Here is a 16,469-nt window from a genome sequence, read left to right as displayed (position 1 = left end):
TGGGCGAATCGGCCCGAAATCGGCTCACACCGGGAAGGTGGCTAGTGCCGCATCAGAGGACCTGCGCCCCGTAGTGACGTGACGCGCCGTTCGGATGCTGGTCCGTGCGGCGCGGTGTCGCCAGGCTGCCCGGGTGGCAGAACGGGTACGCGTCCCGACTGTGTCGTCGGCCGCATCGATCCCCACTTCGTTCGCCGCTCGTCAGGGCAGGCGGGCGTGTTCGGCTCGGGTGGCAGCGATCCGCTCACGCGCGAGCGTACGGGCCCGCTTGGTGTCGTCGCCGGTGAGTCGGGCGAGGATCGTCGCGAGCGGCCTGATCTGGCCCCGGCCGCCCCAGTGACCCTCGGGGATCTCGGTGGGGAATACCCAGACCCGGCTGGCGTCACGCGGCCAGGCGCCGTTCTCCGCGTCGAGGATTGCCTCGGTGACCTCGGCGATGACGCTCGCACGCTTCTGCTCGTCGAGCTGGCCTTCGGGGACGGACGGGACGACCTTGTAGCGAGGTGCGTCCGCGGGTTCTCCGCCGACGTAGATGCCGGCCGGTCGGTGCAGCCAGAGCCAGGAGACGGAACGGCTCACAGGGTCGGCAGGGTCGAATCCCTCGTTGCGGACGAGGATCTCGGTGATGCGGTTCAGCAGGGCCGCCTCGGCGTCCGGCTGGAGCGCGCCGTCGGGAATGTACACGTCGAGCATGGGCATGGTCGATCTCCTTGATGAGTTTAGTTCTTCAACTCAGGCCGGAGTCTACGAGGGCTAAGTACAGCTTGTAAACCCAGATGGGTACACTCGTCCCATGGAGACGCGGCGAATCGACCCAGTGAACTGCTCGGTGGCGCGCGCCCTCTCGGTGGTGGGGGAGCGCTGGTCGCTGCTGATCGTTCGTGAAGCGCTGGACGGCGCGCGCCGGTTCGGAGAGTTCCACTCCCGCCTCGGGATCGCCAGAAATCTTCTGGCGACTCGGCTCGAGGCCTTGGTGACCGCGGGAGTGATGCGCCGCGTGCCCTATCAGGAGCCCGGGGAGCGGCAGCGCTTCGCCTACGAGCTCACCGAGCAGGGCCGGGCGTTGCGGCCCACGCTCGTGGCGCTCCTGGAATGGGGCGACACCTACCTCGCCGACCCGCAGGGCCCGTCGGTCATCGTCCGGCACCGGCCCGTCGACGATGCGAGCTCCTGCGACGAGCCGGTCAAGGTCGTCCTCGAGTGCGCTGCGGGGCACAGCCACCTCGCCCCGGAAGACGTCTGCCGCACGCCCGGGCCGGGCGCGCGCTTCGTGGAAAGCTCCTGAGATCCCAGGATCGTACTGAGCAGCCCACTACACCGGCTCCTTCGTCTCCGACGACGGACGCACCCGACGACAGCCCCGTGATGCAGTGGGTGGAGAAGGGGGAAGCCGATACTGCCACGCCGTCTCCACGTACATATATCTGCCACCCAATACGGCCCAGCCGCAGACGCTGACGGGCAAGGTGGACTATTACACGGGAAGTATCTACACCACCGTCGCCAGAACGACCTTCCATCAGGTGGGTGGATACTAATACTTCCTGGTGAGGTCGCCGGTGTAGGTGAACAGCTTGGCGTCGTCGCTGTGGCGGTAGGCGAGGGCGTCACCCTTCCGGGTGAGCATCACCTCGCCCAGCACGCACCCGTCCACGTCCTCCAGGCGGAAGGTGAGCGCGGGGCCGGAGCCCCCCGTGAGCCCTCCCGTCAGCCGCAGCGTGCCCTCGCAGGAGTTCGCCGGCTCCTTCCACCTGCCCGTCTTCTCGCCCCGCCGCAGTTCGATCTCGATGTCGTACTCGCCCATCAGCGGGGTGTCGGGCGCGATGTGACCCTGCCACTTGCCCGCGAACGCGGCCGGAATCGCGGCCACCGTCGTGGTCGTCGAAAGGGAGGAGGACGGTGTGGAGCCGCCTCCGGGCGAGGCGGTCGCCTCCGCGCCGGTGCCGTACGTCCCGGTGGCGGACGTGTCCGGGGCGGACGTGGCGGTAGTGCCGCTCGTCGGCGGCGGGTCCGCGGACGCGGAGGGGGAGGTGCCGTCAGGCGCGGCGTTGAGGCGCGGCACCAGCACCGCCGCGGTGATCCCGAGCGCCGCCACGACCGTGGCCGCCCCCGCCAGGACGCGGGCGCGCGAGCCCCCGCGGGCCGCGCCGCCGGGAGAGGTGACCGCCGCGCCGGTCCCGGCCACCCCGGACCCCGCCGCCCCGGGTTCCGGCGCGCCGTACGGCGGGCGCGGGAGCGTGCCGTACGAGTCGCCGGCGGCGGCTGGGGCGGCTCCGGCGGCGGCACCCGCGCGCAGCGGGTCGGGCGCGCTCCCGACCAGAGTGAGCAGCAGATCGCGGGCGGTCGGCCGGGCCGCCGGATCCTTCGCCAGGCACCGCTCGACCAGGGCCCGCAGCGACGGCGGCAACGCCGTCAGGTCGGGGGAGGCCGTCATGATCCGGTGCAGCACGGCGGCGACGTTGTCGGCGCCGAAGGCCGCGCGCCCGGTGGCGGCGAAGACGATCGTGGCTCCCCACGCGAACACGTCGGACGCGGGCGTGGCCGGCTGCCCGGCGATCTGCTCGGGCGCCAGGTAGGCCGGGGTGCCCACCGGCCCCGCCGTGATCGTCTGGCTCTCGCCCTGGCGGGCGATGCCGAAGTCGACCACCCGCGGGCCGTCCGGCCCCAGCAGCACGTTGCCGGGCTTGAAGTCGCGGTGCACGATCCCCGCGGCGTGGATCGCCGCGAGGGCGGTCGCCGTGCCCACCGCGAGCCGGTCGAGGTCGCCGCCGCGCAGCGGGCCCGAGGCGGCCACCCGCTGCTGGAGCGAGGGGCCGTCGACGAACTCGCTCACGACGTACGGCCGGCTCCCCTCGACGACCGCCGCGATCACTCTCGCCGTGCAGAAGGGGGCGACGCCGCGCATGGCGTCGAGTTCGCGGGCCAGCCGTTCGCGCACGACGGGGTCGAGCCCGGTCTTGAGCACCTTGACCGCGACCGGGTCGCCGTCCGGCCCGTGGCCCAGGTAGACGACGCCCTGGCCGCCCTCGCCGAGCCGGCCGCCGAGGCGGTAACCGCCGAGCGTGCGCGGGTCATCTGCCTCAAGGGGGGCAATCATGGTCAAACCGTAGCGACCCTGGGGCCGCTCCGGGTCAAAGGGCGCCGAGGCTCACCGTGTAGGCGAGCTTGCGCCGGCCGGCGTCGCTCAGGTGCAGATGGTCGCCCGAGTCGTACGGCACGGCGAGTTGCTCGGGGAACTCGGGGTCGCGCACGGCCTTGTCGAAGTCGAGGACGCCGTCGAACGCCTTGCTCGTGCGGATCCACTGGTTGAGCCGCAGCCGGACGTCCTCGCGCTCCGGCGTCCAGGTGCCGAACCCGTAGAACGGGGTGAGCGTGGCGCCCAGCACCCTGATCTTGCGGGCGTGCGCCAGGCGGATCAGCCGCTTGTACCCGTACGCGAGGGGTTTGATCGAGGTGTACTCGCCCCGGGAGATGTCGTTGATGCCCATGAACACCACGACGGTCCGTACGCCGGGCTGGGTGAGCGCGTCGCGGTAGAACCGGCTGAGACCGCTCGGGCCGACGCCGGAGTGCAGCAGCCGGTTCCCGGCGATGCCCGCGTTGAGCACCGCCATCCTGCGCGACGGCGAGAGCCGGGCCATGCGCTGCCGCAGGTAGTCGGTCCAGCGGCGGTTGGCGTCGGTGTTCTGGCCCGCCCCGTCGGTGATCGAGTCGCCGAAGGCGACCACCGAGCCCGCCTTCGACGTGGTCTCGACCGCGATGCGGTCCAGGAAGTACCACTGCGTGCTGGTGTAGGTGAAGCCGTCGGCGGTCTCCTCCGCCGCGTGGTCGCCGGGGTCGGACAGGAACGTCGTGGCGTAGGCGCGCTCGTGCCCGGTGATGGCGCTGACCGTGCCCGGCAGATAGAGGCTGACGACCAGGGCGGAGCCCGTGACGATCCGGCCCGGGATCGGATCGCTCCAGACCGCCCGCCCGGCCGGCACCCGCACCGACTTCCGGCCGCCGAAGGTGACCTGCCGGTTGGTGCCGGTGAGGATCTCCGCGCCGTACGCCTGGACGCCCACATGGACCTGGGCGAAGGTCACCGGCGCCGTCCCGAACACGTTGGACAGCCGGAGGCGCGTTCCGCCGCCGCCGGCGCTCACCCGCACGACCATCCGCACGGTCTGCCCGCCGAGAGCCGCCACCACGCGGTCGGTCGAGGTGGTCCAGGCGCCCACCAGGTGCGGCCGGGCGGGCGTGTCTCCCTTCCGTGCGGCGGCCGGCGAAGCAGCCGCGCGAGCCGCGGCCGTGACGTTCGCGGTCGCCGGGGACTCCGCGTGGACCGGTGCCGTGGGGAGCGCGGCGGTCGCGCCGGTCACGGCGAGGGCAAGAGCGGCCATGGTCAACCGGTGAGCCGGCCGTGCCATCCGGGTCCTCCAAGTGGGTCGGGCTGCCTGGGCGGGTCGACGGCGGCGGCGCGATAGGGCCGCCGGAACCGTTGATCGTAGAGCATGCGCGACGCCCTACATTACGGCTGTTTGCCGAACACTGGGGGACAACTTGACGGGTGCGTGTGATCGCCGGTGCCGTCCCCGATGCCGAAGGGGTTTCGGACCTTCACTCTGCCCACATTCTTCCGTCACAGAGGGGCGGATAGGCTCGGAATGATGAATGCACACAAGCGTTGGATCGTTCTCGAAGGCGCGGCGAACGTGCGCGACCTCGGCGGGCTCCCCACCGAGGACGGGGGGACCACGGCGTCCGGACGGATACTGCGGGCCGACAACCTGCAGGGCCTCACCACCCGTGACATCGGGCTGCTCGTCGGCGACCTCAAGCTGCGGCACGTCGTCGACCTGCGGTCGGGGACCGAGGTGCGCCTGGAGGGGCCCGGCCCCCTGACCCGCCTGCCGGAGGTCGCCGTACACCATCACAGCCTGTTCGCGGAGGGCGGGCGCTTCACCGACGTCGAGGCCGACACCATCGACGACAGGGCGCTGCCGTGGCAGGACGAGCGGAGCGAGGAGGACCTCGCCGAACTCCGGGTGACCGGCTACTACTACGGCTACCTGCGCGACCGGCCCGACTCGGTGGTGGCGGCGCTGCGGGTGCTCGCCCGTGACGACGGCGCGGCCGTGGTGCACTGCGCGGCGGGCAAGGACCGCACCGGGGTGGTCTGCGCGCTGGCCCTGGCCGTCGCCGGGGCCACCCGGGAGGCGATCATCGGCGACTACGTCGCGACCGGGGAGCGGCTGGCGGGCATCCTCGCCCGACTGCGGGCCAGCCCCACCTACCGCGCCGACCTCGACGGCAAGCCGGTCGACAGCCACCTGCCGCGGCCCGAGTACATGGCCCAGTTCCTGGCCACCCTGGACGACCGGTTCGGCGGCCCCCTCGGCTGGCTGCACGCCCACGGCTGGACCGGCGCCGACACCGGGGCGTTGTACGGCCGCCTCCGCGGCTGACCCGGCCGGGACCGGAGTCGTGGGCGGGCCGGCTCACTCCCCGTGTGCGGGGACGGGCACCACCTGGCCGAGGGACGCGGAGAGCCGGGCCGCCTCCAGCACGGCGATCGCCGCGACGGCCTCCTCCGCCGGCACCGGCGGCGGCGCGCCGTCGCGCAGGCAGGCCACCACGCCCTCGTAGAACCGCTGGTAGGCGCCCGGCTCCGTCCGGACCGGGCGGACGTCGCCCTCGACCCCGAGGGTGCCCCAGCGCTCGGGCGGCTCCGTGCCCCAGCCGTCGCGCCGCTCGGTGTCCCGGGGGTCGCGCCGCTCGGTGTCCTGGGGGTCGCGCCGCTCGGTGTCCCGGGGGTCGCGCCGCTCAATGTCCCAGCCGGCGGGCGGCTCCGTGCCCCAGCCGTCGCGCGGGTCACCGCCGCGGCCGAAGTCGGCGGGCCCCGGGCGCTCGCCCGCGCGCAGGCGTTCCTCCTGCGGGTCGAGGCCCCACTTGACGTAGGCGGCGCGGGAGCCGAGCACCCGCAGCCTCGGGCCGGGCAGCCCGGCAACCGCGCTCATCCACAGGTGCGACCGGGTCCCGCTCCGATGGGTCAGCGCGACGAACGCGTCGTCGTCATTGCGGATGCCGGCCCGCCTGACGTCGGTCTCCGCGTACACGTGGGTGACCGGGCCGAACAACGTCAGGGCCTGGTCGACCAGATGGCTGCCGAGGTCGAAGAGCGTGCCGCCCACGTCCTCGGGGCCGCCCGCCTCGCGCCAGCCGCCCTTGGGCACCGGCCGCCACCGCTCGAACCGCGACTCGAAGCGGTGGACCTCGCCCAGTTCGGGCAGCAGGCGGCGCAGCGTGAGGAAGTCGCCGTCCCAGCGTCTGTTCTGGAAGACGGTCAGCATGAGGCCGCGGTCACGGGCCAGCCGCACGAGGTCGCGGGCCTCGTCCGCGGCGCCGGCGAGCGGCTTGTCGACGACCACGGGAAGACCGGCCTTGAGCGCCTCGGCCGCCAGCGGCACATGGGTGCGGTTCGGCGTCGCGATCACCACGAGGTCGCAGGCGTCCCAGAGGTCCTCCGCCGCCGCGACGACCTCGGCACCGGGGTGGTCCGCGCGTACCTGCCCGGCTCTGCCGGGGTCGCGGGTGACGACGGCGGACAGGCGCAACCCGGGGGTGGCGGCGATCAGCGGAGCGTGGAAGAAGGACCCGGCCGGGCCGAAGCCCGCGAGCCCGACCCGGATGTCGGAGGTGTCGCCGGAAGACGGCGTGAGCGGGGAAGGCATGAGTGGTGCGTTCTAGCCGTCGTGGTCGTCGCGTTCGGCGAGGAACGCCTCGAACTGGGCGGCGAGCTCCTCACCCGTGGGCATCGGCGTGTCCTCCGCCAGGAGGCTCTCCCGCGTGGCGCCCGACTGGAACGCGTCGTACTGCTGCTCCAGGCCGTGGATGGCGCCGGCGAGCTCGTCGGAGGCCGCGATCTGCTCCTCGATCTCGGCGGTGGTCTTCTCGGCGGCGTCCCGCAGGGCCTCGGTGGGGAACACCAGGCCGGTGCCGCGGGTGATCGCCTCCAGGGCCGCGACGGCGGCCTGCGGATACTCCGCCTGGGCGAGGTAGTGCGGCACATGGATCGCGTAACCGAGCGCGTCGTGGCCCTTGGCCCCGAGACGCAGCTCGATCAGCCCGGCGAGGCTGCCCGGCACCCGGACCTTCCCGAACGGGCTGTTCTGCCCGTGGACGAGGTCGGGGCGGCTGGCGTGGGCCGTCAGGCCGAGCGGCCGGGTGTGCGGGACGCCCATCGGGATGCCGTGCACGGTCACCAGCGTGCGGATGCCGAGCCGGGTCACCAGCATGCCGACGGCCTCGGTGACCAGCTCCCACTCCCGGTCCGGCTCCGGCCCGCTCATGATGAGGAACGGGGTGCCGGTGACGTCACGGGTCAGGTAGACGGCCAGCTCCGGGGTCTCGTAGTCGGTCCAGCGGTCGGTGTCGAACGTCATCACCGGCCGGCGGGACCGGTAGTCGAGCAGCCGGTCGACGTCGAACGTCGCGATTACCCGGTGCTCCAGCTCGGCGAGGAGGTGCCCCAGGGCGAGCCGCCCCGCTGCGCCGGCGTCGACGAACCCCTCGAAGTGGTAGAGCAGCACCGGATCGGTCAGCTCGGGAAGGTCCCCGTCGAGCCGATAGAGATCCGTGGGGTCGGACACGTGTCCCAGCCTTTCTCAGGAAGCCTTTACCTACTGAACCTACGGGGTGCCCGGTCGATTCCGCGGTGGTTGCGGCGACCTTATCGGTGGACGGTGTCCAACGGGCACCCGGACCCGGAGCCGGACCGGCCGGGCGCCGGGCACCCGGGCCGGTCCGAACCGGCTGCGCTGAATCGCTGACCGATGTGTCCGTAATCAGGGCAAGGGTGGCCCCTGTCTCCCCGGCGGGATCATTCTTGTCGGATGGCTACTGCGAAAGCGGATTCCCTCAGTGGACACCCCCTCCGCATCCCCCCGCTCGCCTGCCCTTTCCCCCGTGCGGTCAACCCCCACGTGGACGAGGTGGACCGGGACACGCTGGCCTGGCTGGCCGCATCCGGCATGATCGCCGGCGACCAGTTCGAGCGTTTCCGGATCGCCCGGTACGGATGGCTCGGCGCCCGCACCTACCCGTACGCCTCACGGGAGCTGTGCCAGCTCGTCACCGACTGGTGCGTATGGCTGTTCGCGTTCGACGACGCCTACTGCGAGTCGGACCGGAGGGCGGCCGAGATCGCCCGGGCGCTGCCCCAGCTCTACACCGTCGTGGAGGACGCCGGGGGAGGTGGTGCGGTCGAAGACGTCTTCGCCCGGGCGCTGCTCGGCATCAAGACCCGCATCGCCGCCCACGCCACCCCCGATCAGCTCGACCGCTGGCGCACGACGACCAAGGACTATCTGTTCGCCCAGGTGTGGGAGGCCGCCAACCGGGAGGACGACGTGCTCCCCACCATCGACGACTACGTCTTCATGCGCCGCAGGACCGGCGCGATGCTCACCGTCTTCGCGCTGATCGACGTGGCCGCCGGGGTACGCCTCACAGTGGACGAGTGGCTCCACCCGGCCGTCCACGAAATGACCGGGCACGCCAACGACGTGGTCGTCTGGGACAATGACCTGATCTCCTACGCGAAGGAGCGGGGGCAGGCGAACATCCGCAACAACCTCGTCAGCGTGCTCGCCGGGCACACCGGCTGCGGCGTCCAGGAGGCGATGAACCGCATCGGCGTCATGCGCGACGAGGCGGTCGCCGCCATGGTGGAGCTCACCCCCGCCACCGAGGCGCTCGGCTCGCCCGCGGTCGACGCGTACGTGCGGGGCCTGAAGTTCTGGGTCAGCGGCAGCGTGGACTACTCGCTGACCAGCTCCCGGTACGCCGGCGCCTGGCAGTGACCCGACCGGCCCGGAACAGCCCCGAGAAGCCCGGCCGGTCCGGTCAGTCCTCGGGGAGGTCGTCGAGACCGTCGAGGTCGTCCAGCGCGTACTCGACGAGATCGCCCAGGCTGAACCGGGCCCCGGCGGCGTACGCCTCGTCGTAGGCGTCCTCGCCGACCAGCTTCTTGCACTCCTTGACGCACTGCTCGTGCTCGGTCGTGAAGAACGGCGACCCGAACTGGGGCAGCCCGAACGTCCGCCAGTTGGCCTGGGCCGCCCCGAGGAGGGTCGCCGTCCGTTCCGGCTCACCGGCCTCCAGGCTCAGCCTGGCGAGGTTGTCCACGCACAGGACGATGCCGAGCACGTCGTGGAAGCGCCGCTTGATGCGCAGCGCCTCCTTGCACGCCACCAGGGCCTCGTCCCGCCGCCCGGTCTCCCGGTGGACGAGGGAGGTGACGTACCAGGCGTAGGAGCGCAGCCACAGCTCGCCGCGTTCCCGGCAGACCTGCAGGCAGTCGGCCAGCAGCGTCTCCGCCTCCTCGAACTCGCCCTGTGCGAGCAGCACCATCGACAGCTCGACGATCGCCGGGAGCAGGCCCGGGTTCAGCTCCCGGCCACCCCGGTGGAACTCGATCGCGACGCCGAGCAGCGCCGTCGCCTTCTTCGCGTCGCCCTGCAGCATGGCGGCGGTGCCCTGCATCTTCGTCGCGAGCAGTACGGCGCCCGAGTCGCCCACCCGCACCGCGTCGGTGCTGCACTGCTCGGCCGCGGCCAGCGCGCCGGCCATGTCTCCCTGGGCGCTGCGGATGTAGGCCAGCACCCACAGCGCCTTGCAGCGTTCCCTGCTCGGCGCCGGGCTCGCCTTGAGGGCGCGCTCCAGGTAGACCACCCCCTCGCGGGCGAAGCCGCAGGCCACCCAGAGGAACCACAGGGCCGACAGCAGTTCCAGGCCGACGCGTTCCTCTCCCGGCGCCGACAGGCAGTAGTCGAGGGCGACCCGGACGTTGTCGTGCTCCTGGCGCATCCGGCTGAACCAGTGCACCTGGCGGGGCCCCGACCAGGAGTGCTCGCTGAGCTCGGCGAGCCGGAGGTAGTGGTCGCGGTGGCGCCGCCGCAGGTCCTGCGTCTCGCGGAGCTTGTCCAGCCACTCGCCGCCGTACTGCCGCAGCGTGTCGATCAGCCGGTACCGCTGCCCGGCCGGGGTGGCGAAGCTCAGCAGGACCGACTTGTCGACCAGACCGGTGATCACGTCGAGGATCCGGTCGGCGGGCAGGGCGTCGCCCGCGCAGACCTGCCGGGCGGCGTCGAGGTCGAAGTCGCCGGCGAACACCGACAGCCGGGCCCACAGCAGCCGCTCGGCGGGCTCGCACAGCTCGTGGCTCCACCCGATCGCCGCGCGCAGCGTCTGGTGCCGCGGCAGAGCCGTGCGACTGGCCCCCGCCAGCAGGCTGAACCGGTCGGCGAGCAGGGCGAGGATCTGCTCGACCGACAGCGTGCGCAGCCGTACGGCGGCCAGTTCGATCGCCAGCGGGATGCCGTCGAGGCGGCGGCACAGCTCGGCGACGGCCGCGATGTTGTCCTCGTCCACCGTGAAGTCGGGCACCACGGCGGAGGCCCGCGTGCCGAACAGTTCGACCGCCTCGTTGGTGAAGGGATCGTCCGACAGGTCCTCGCCGGGCACCGTGAGCGGCGGCACGGCCACCGTGAGCTCTCCCGCCGCGTTCAGCGAGCGCCTGCTGGTCGCGAGGATCCGCAGGTGCGGCGAGGTGCCGAGGAGGTCCTCTGTGAGCCGGGCGCACGCGTCGACCAGATGCTCGCAGGTGTCCAGGATGAGCAGGATCTCCCGCTCGGCCAGCCATTCGGCGAGCGTGTCCGACCCCTCGCGCGGGGACTGGTCCGCGATGCCGAGCGCGGCCGTGATCGTGTGATACACCATCGCCGGGTCCTGCAGGCGGGCCAGGTCGACGTACCAGACGCCGTCCCTGAACCGCCGCCGCACCTGGTGCGCCAGGCGCAGCGCCATGCGGGACTTGCCGACGCCGCCGATGCCGGTGACCGTGATGAGCCGGGACTCCTGCAACCTCTGCCTGAGCGACGCGAGTAACCGTGTCCGCCCGACGAAGCCGGTGAGCTCCACGGGAAGGTTGCCCTCTTGCCGCCATCCTGCTGGCGCTGCCATGCCGCCTCACGGGGGGGATTTGTCCGGCGTGCTCCCTGCTCCCGCATCGTACCCGCGCCGCCGTCGGCTGTCCGGTCGTACGGGCGTGAGGCCGGTACGCCAGAGAGGCTGTTGTTTCTCCCCTCACCGGAAGGAGTCCCAGGGCATGACAGGCGTCTCCACGGGCCGCCGCGGGAGCCGATACCATTGGGATCGTGAGTATGCGGCATCCGGATGACATGCGTCCGGTGGACCTCTTCGACGAGGGGCTGCCGGTGCTGCCAGACCAGACGAGCGACGACACCGACCTCGGGTGGGGCGAGTGGCGCTCCGACTCCGACGTCTCCCACCTGCTGGAGGAGCGTCCGCCCCACTGGGACTAGACGTTCACGGGGAGCTCGAACCAGACGGCCTTGCCCCTGCGGGTGGGGAGCACGCCCCAGGCGCGGGACAGCGTGTCGACGATCAGCAGTCCCCGCCCGCCCTCCTCCTCGCGCCGGGCGGTTTCGTCGCGCGGTGACGTGCCGCGTGCCCGGACCGGGACGCGGGCCTCGTCCTCGACCTCGCACCGGAGGGTGTCGTCCCGCAGCAGCAGGAGGGTGAGGAGGGGTGATCCCCGCCCGTGCCGCATGGCGTTGGCGACGAGCTCGCTGACGAGGAGTTCGGCCACCTCCGCAGCCTCCCGGTCTCCGTCGCCGCACCAGTCGCGCAGTGCGGCGCGGACGAACCGGCGGGCCAGGCACGTGGACGACGCGTCGAGGGGCAGGGTCCAGCAGGAGCGGTGGACGGCCGGCACGTCGTCTGCCGGCCGCCGGCTCAACGGGACGAGCGAGCACATCATGTTCGCATCCCTCTTCATGCGGCCCGCGTGCAGCGGGCCCGGTGCGTGGGAAGGCTCCGGCCGTCGGGCAGCAGTTCGCCGGTGTCCTCGAACACCACGACGCCGTTGCAGAGCAGGCCCCACCCCTGCTCGGGATGGAACGCCACCAGCCGGGCCGCCTCGTGGTCGTGCGCGTACGCGGGCGGACACGGCGGACTGTGCGGGCAGGTGGGGCACATGCGTGTCACCTCGATCCTTCAGATGAGCAGGACGGTTCGCGGGGGGCCGGCCCGGGCCGGGCAGCCCGGCTCGGGGAGCGGAGGCGTGCGGTGCCGGCGCCGGAAGGCCGCACCGGGCCGAGGCCGTCGATCCCGTCGGCCCACGCGTCGTGACGGTCGGTCAGCATCGCCGCCCTCTTCCTGTCCTGTGACCTCGCCGGCTTCGCGGTCGCCCGCTCACCCCCCTACGATCGCTCGTGGAGGGCGCCGCGTCTGCGCGGGCAGCCCCCATCTCGCACGGGTGTCCACCGGCATGCCGAGATGCCTGCTACCTGCAATGACGTGGACGCGAGCCGGTGTCAGCATGGTGTTGTGCCTCTGCGGTGTCTCATCGTCGACGACAGCGATCACTTCAAGGACGCCGCCCGCCCGTTGCTGGAGGCGGACGGCATCTCCGTCGTGGGCGCGGCGTCCACCACGGCCGAGGCTCTCCGGAACTGTCAGGAGCTCCGGCCGGATGTCGTGCTGGTCGACATCGACCTGGGCGAGGAGAGCGGCTTCGACCTGGTGCCGCGGCTCTGCGCGGAGACGGGGGAGCGCCCGCCCCGGGTCATCCTGATCTCGACGTACGACGAGCAGGACTTCGCCGAGATGATCGCGTCCAGCCAGGCGCTCGCCTTCCTGTCCAAGCCGAGACTGTCGGGCCGGGCCATCGACGAGATCCTGCGGAGAGCGGACGCCTGAAGCGGCCGTTTCGGTCCCGGCCGAGGCGCCGCCGATGTTCCCGTGCTCGGTCCGGGCGCCGCCGTACGGCGTCAGCGGGCGTCGAGGAAGGCGAGCACGGCGAGCACGCGGCGGTGGTCGTCCTCGGTCTCCGGCAGCCGCATCCTCGACATGATGCTGCGGACGTGCTTCTCGACGGTGCCCTCGGTGATCCACAGTTTGTGCGCGATCCCCGCGTTCGAGCGGCCCTCCGCCATCAGGGCGAGCACCTCACGCTCACGCTGGGTGAGCTCCTCCAGCGGATCGTGCCGGCGGCGGGCGTTGATCAGCTCGGCGACGAGGCTGGGGTCGACGACCGAGCCGCCGTGGACGATGCGTTCGAGCGTCTCGACGAAGTCGGACACCGCGGTCACCCGGCTCTTGAGCAGGTAGCCGACCCGTTGGCCCGCCGCGAGCAGCTCCATCGCCTGGTCGACCTCGATGTGCGCGGACAGCAGCAGGATGCCCACGTCGGGAAGTTCCGCGCGGATGACCTTGGCCGCCTCGACGCCCTCCGTGGTGTGTCCCGGCGGCATCCGGATGTCGATGACGGCGAGGTCGGGATGGTGTTCCCGGACCAGGGCGAGCAGCTCGGACGCGTCACCCGCCTGCCCCGCCACTTCGAACCCCGCGCGCTCCAGCAGGCTCGCGAGCCCCTCCCGCAGCAGGACGTCGTCGTCCGCCAGGACCACCCGGCTCGGGGTCTCGTCCACCGCTCCGCCGCCTTCCGCGTGCGCAGGTCACGCCGGATCGAGGGTCGTGCCTCGATCGCGCCGGCGATCGGGGCGGCCGTGCCAGCCGTGGTCGTCCGATCTGCGTCGACGTGGTGCGAACAGCCGCGTAACGTGGGCTTATGCGCGCGCGAATGTTGTCGTCGCTGCTCCGCGTGACGCGCCCGCCCCTCTTGGTGGGCGTCATCGTCGGCGTCGCATGCGTGACGGCGGAGACTTTTCTGACCTTCCTGCTGGAGCGGGTGGCCCCCTCGAACGCCCTGAACGTAGTTTATCTGGTCGGCGTTCTCGTGGTCTCCTACCTGTGGGGCCTGCCGCTCGGCATGCTCACCGCCGTGGCGAGCGGCTTCGTCTACGACTACTTCCTGGTCGTTCCCCGCCACGCGATCAGCGTCTTCAGCGGCTGGTCGTGGATGCCGCTGCTGGTCTTCCTGGTCGTCGGGCTGCTGGTCAGCGCCGCCGCCGCGCTGATGCGGACGCTGCTGATGGAGGCGGAGGAACGCCGCGGCGAGGCCGATCTGGAGGCCGCCACGGCCCGTCTCCTCCTGCGCGCCGAGCACCTGCCCGCCGCGCTGCCGGTCGTGGCCCGTCGTCTGGCGCAGGGCCTCGGCCTGCCGTTCCTGGCCGTGGAGCTCGGAGCGACCGGTGCCGGGGACCCGGGCAAGGTCGCACTGCCGCTGAGCGACGACGACGTACGGCTCGGCACGCTCGTCGCGCCCGCGAACCTGCCGGCGGCGGTGCTGCGCCGCCTCCGGGAGCGCGTGGTGCCCTCACTGGAGGCGGTGCTGGCGGCGGCGTGTGATCGTGAGGCCATCGGGAACGCCCTGGCCACGAGCCGGGACGAGCTCGCCAGGGTCGCCGACGAGCAGGCCGCCCTGCGCCGGGTCGCGACGCTGGTCGCGCGTGGCGTCCGCCCGGCGGAGATCTTCGGCGCGGTCGCCCGCGAGATGGGTCTGATCGTGAACGCGGACCACACGGCGGTGGAGCGATACGAGCCCGACCGGACGGTCGCCCTGATGAGCTTCTGGAGCGCCTCGGACGGCGGCCCGGCGCCGCCGATCGGCTCACACCGGCCGCTCCGGGAGGACGGCCTGTCCGCCCTCGTCCTGCGCACGGGACAGCCGGCCAGGATGGCCGCGGCCGAGGGCGCGGCGGGAGAGCTGGAGACCTGGGTCAGGGACGACAAGGTCGTCTCCGCGATCGCCAGCCCGATCGTCGTCGAGGCCCGTTTGTGGGGTGTGGTGATCGCCTTCTTCCGCGGCCGTGAGCCGCAGCCCGAGGGCATCGAGGAACGCATCCGGGACTTCACCGAACTCGTCGCCACCGCGATCTCCAACGCCCAGGCCCGCGACGAGCTCGCCGCCTCACGCGCCCGCGTGGTCGCGGCCTCGGACGAGACCCGGCACCGCATCGAACGCGACCTGCACGACGGTGCCCAGCAGCGCCTCGTCTCCCTGGGGCTGCAACTGCGGATGGCGGAGACCGCCGTGCCTCCCGAACTGCCGAAGCTCAGGGAACAGCTCTCCCGCACGGCCGAGGGCCTGACGCTGGTGCTGGAGGACCTGCGGGAGCTGTCCCGTGGCATCCACCCGGCGATCCTGTCCAAGGGCGGCCTCGCACCGGCCCTGAAGATGCTCGCCCGCAGGTCGTCGGTCCCCGTCGATCTGCGGGTGCGGGTCGACGGGCGCCTTCCCGAGCGGGTCGAGGTGGCGGTCTACTACATCGTCTCCGAGTCGCTGACGAACGTCGCCAAGCACGCGCACGCCTCGCTGGCGTGCGTCGAGGTGGACGCGGTGGGCGAGGCCGCGCGGGTCGCGATCCGCGACGACGGGAAGGGCGGCGCGGACCCGCGCGGGGGTTCCGGTCTCATCGGCCTCCTCGACCGCGTGCAGGCCCTCGGCGGCACGATCGAGATCACCAGCCCGGCCGGCCATGGCACCACTCTGACGGCCGTCATCCCGGTCGGCGGCGGCTGAACACGGCCTGGTCAGGAGACGACGTCCCGGCGCCGGAAGCGGCGGAAGGCGAAGGCGACGATGATCGCCGAATAGGTCACCGAGATCGCCACGCCCTTCACCATGCCGCCGTACTCGGGCTCCGGCGCGAGGGCGTCGAGCCACGCGGCGTTCCAGAACGTGGGCAGGAACTCGCGCAGCGAGCCCAGCGCCTCGACCGCCTGGAGGATGCTGCTGACGATCACCAGGCCGACCGCGCCGCCGACCGCGCCGAGCGGGGAGTCGGTGGTCACCGACAGCAGGAAGGCCACCGAGGCGACGACCAGCTGACTGACCATGGCGTACCCGATCACGACGGCGAACTTCGGCAGCACGTCGGCGGCGGGGATCACCTCGCCCGTCCCCGGCACGGTGATGTCGTTCCACCCGAAGGCGAGCGTGCCGGCGAGCAGGGCCATCAGCGGGAGCACGGTCACCGCGGCGGCCGAGTACGCCAGCGCCACCACCAGCTTCTGGCGCAGCAGCCGGTCGCGGGGGACCGGGGCGGCCAGCAGGTAGCGCAGCGACGACCAGCTCGCCTCGCTCGCCACCGTGTCGCCGCAGAACAGCGCCACGGCGACGACCAGCAGGAAGCTGGCCGACACCGACAGGGCGAACGCCGCGAAGTTGAGCCCGCCCGCCGTGGCGAGGTCCGACAGCCGCAGGCTGCCCTGGCCCCGCCCGGCCGGGCCGAACTGGAACGCCACCACGAGCACCCAGGGCAGGGCGAGCAGCACGCCGAACATCGCCATCGTCCGGCGGCGGCGCAACTGCCGGACGAACTCCACCCGCAGCGGCAGCGTGCGTCCCGGCGCGTATCCGGGCGCGTGCGCGGCCGCCGCCTGTCCGGGCGTGTGGCCGTCCGCGTCGCTCCCGTGTGCGTCCGGCCCGTCGTGCCGGACGGCCCGCCCGGCGGCGGGGGCTTCTCCGGCCACGTCCGGGGCCGGTCGATCCATCGGGC

Annotated in this window: 16 protein-coding genes; 6 read left to right on the top strand and 10 right to left on the bottom strand. The window is 72.5% G+C overall.

What is annotated here, in order from left to right; translation table 11 throughout:
- Nucleotides 1-201: 201 nt before the first annotated feature.
- A complete protein-coding gene (locus HHX40_RS26960) occupies nt 202-699 on the bottom strand; it encodes a tautomerase family protein (RefSeq protein WP_182882825.1) in 498 nt (165 codons plus the stop codon).
- Nucleotides 700-793: 94 nt separating this feature from the next.
- Here HHX40_RS26960 and HHX40_RS26955 point away from each other — a divergent pair, with 94 nt between their 5' ends.
- On the top strand, nt 794-1,285 hold the full coding sequence (locus HHX40_RS26955; RefSeq protein WP_182882824.1) for a winged helix-turn-helix transcriptional regulator: 492 nt from the start codon (nt 794-796) through the stop codon (nt 1,283-1,285).
- A 249-nt stretch (nt 1,286-1,534) separates the two neighbouring features.
- Here the strand turns inward: HHX40_RS26955 and HHX40_RS26950 are convergent, their stop codons facing one another.
- The gene (locus HHX40_RS26950) at nt 1,535-3,097 is read right to left on the bottom strand and encodes a serine/threonine-protein kinase (protein ID WP_259403975.1); all 1,563 of its coding nucleotides are present in this window, start codon (nt 3,095-3,097) and stop codon (nt 1,535-1,537) included.
- Between the two features lie 34 nt (nt 3,098-3,131).
- Nucleotides 3,132-4,409, bottom strand: a complete 1,278-nt coding sequence (locus tag HHX40_RS26945; protein WP_182882822.1) for an SGNH/GDSL hydrolase family protein — start codon at nt 4,407-4,409, stop codon at nt 3,132-3,134.
- A gap of 240 nt (nt 4,410-4,649) precedes the next feature.
- On the opposite strand from HHX40_RS26945, the gene HHX40_RS26940 reads away from it, so the two are divergent.
- Nucleotides 4,650-5,447, top strand: a complete 798-nt coding sequence (locus HHX40_RS26940; RefSeq protein WP_182882821.1) for a tyrosine-protein phosphatase — start codon at nt 4,650-4,652, stop codon at nt 5,445-5,447.
- Between the two features lie 33 nt (nt 5,448-5,480).
- On the opposite strand, the gene HHX40_RS26935 is transcribed toward HHX40_RS26940, so the two are convergent.
- Nucleotides 5,481-6,713 (bottom strand): Gfo/Idh/MocA family oxidoreductase, encoded by a 1,233-nt coding sequence (locus HHX40_RS26935; protein WP_259403974.1) that lies wholly within the window; start codon nt 6,711-6,713, stop codon nt 5,481-5,483.
- A 12-nt stretch (nt 6,714-6,725) separates the two neighbouring features.
- Nucleotides 6,726-7,631 carry a proteasome assembly chaperone family protein gene (locus HHX40_RS26930; protein WP_117408253.1) on the bottom strand — a complete coding sequence of 302 codons (906 nt, stop codon included), beginning with the start codon at nt 7,629-7,631 and terminating at the stop codon, nt 6,726-6,728.
- Nucleotides 7,632-7,874: 243 nt separating this feature from the next.
- Here HHX40_RS26930 and HHX40_RS26925 point away from each other — a divergent pair, with 243 nt between their 5' ends.
- Entirely contained in the window at nt 7,875-8,843 is a 969-nt protein-coding gene (locus HHX40_RS26925; RefSeq protein ID WP_182882820.1) for a 4-epi-cubebol synthase, read from the top strand.
- Between the two features lie 43 nt (nt 8,844-8,886).
- Here HHX40_RS26925 and HHX40_RS26920 read toward each other — a convergent pair whose 3' ends face one another.
- The gene (locus HHX40_RS26920; RefSeq protein ID WP_182882819.1) at nt 8,887-11,004 is read right to left on the bottom strand and encodes an ATP-binding protein; all 2,118 of its coding nucleotides are present in this window, start codon (nt 11,002-11,004) and stop codon (nt 8,887-8,889) included.
- Between the two features lie 194 nt (nt 11,005-11,198).
- Here HHX40_RS26920 and HHX40_RS26915 point away from each other — a divergent pair, with 194 nt between their 5' ends.
- A complete protein-coding gene (locus tag HHX40_RS26915) occupies nt 11,199-11,366 on the top strand; it encodes a hypothetical protein (protein WP_165900781.1) in 168 nt (55 codons plus the stop codon).
- Here HHX40_RS26915 and HHX40_RS26910 read toward each other — a convergent pair.
- A complete protein-coding gene (locus tag HHX40_RS26910; protein ID WP_182882818.1) occupies nt 11,363-11,842 on the bottom strand; it encodes an ATP-binding protein in 480 nt (159 codons plus the stop codon). The two genes, HHX40_RS26915 and HHX40_RS26910, sit on opposite strands and share 4 nt — an antisense overlap.
- Nucleotides 11,839-12,042 carry a DUF5999 family protein gene (locus tag HHX40_RS26905; RefSeq protein WP_182882983.1) on the bottom strand — a complete coding sequence of 68 codons (204 nt, stop codon included), beginning with the start codon at nt 12,040-12,042 and terminating at the stop codon, nt 11,839-11,841. The genes HHX40_RS26910 and HHX40_RS26905 overlap by 4 nt, the downstream gene beginning before the upstream one ends.
- 351 nt (nt 12,043-12,393) lie before the next feature.
- Between HHX40_RS26905 and HHX40_RS26900 the strand changes: the two genes are divergently transcribed.
- Nucleotides 12,394-12,765, top strand: a complete 372-nt coding sequence (locus HHX40_RS26900) for a response regulator transcription factor (protein WP_220499631.1) — start codon at nt 12,394-12,396, stop codon at nt 12,763-12,765.
- 71 nt (nt 12,766-12,836) lie between these two features.
- Here HHX40_RS26900 and HHX40_RS26895 read toward each other — a convergent pair whose 3' ends face one another.
- A complete protein-coding gene (locus HHX40_RS26895) occupies nt 12,837-13,496 on the bottom strand; it encodes a response regulator transcription factor (RefSeq protein ID WP_182874358.1) in 660 nt (219 codons plus the stop codon).
- A gap of 140 nt (nt 13,497-13,636) precedes the next feature.
- Here HHX40_RS26895 and HHX40_RS26890 point away from each other — a divergent pair, with 140 nt between their 5' ends.
- Nucleotides 13,637-15,490: a GAF domain-containing sensor histidine kinase gene (locus HHX40_RS26890; protein ID WP_182882817.1), complete on the top strand. Its 1,854-nt coding sequence runs from the start codon at nt 13,637-13,639 to the stop codon at nt 15,488-15,490.
- Between the two features lie 11 nt (nt 15,491-15,501).
- Here HHX40_RS26890 and HHX40_RS26885 read toward each other — a convergent pair whose 3' ends face one another.
- Nucleotides 15,502-16,464 carry an ABC transporter permease gene (locus tag HHX40_RS26885; protein WP_182882816.1) on the bottom strand — a complete coding sequence of 321 codons (963 nt, stop codon included), beginning with the start codon at nt 16,462-16,464 and terminating at the stop codon, nt 15,502-15,504.
- Between the last annotated feature and the right edge of the window lie 5 nt (nt 16,465-16,469).

It is taken from the genome of Microbispora sp. H10949 (assembly GCF_014161435.1).
In the GTDB taxonomy this organism is placed as follows: Bacteria; Actinomycetota; Actinomycetes; order Streptosporangiales; family Streptosporangiaceae; genus Microbispora; species Microbispora triticiradicis.
Note: the sequence above shows the minus strand (reverse complement) of the source record. Positions and strands in the feature narration are given on the sequence as shown.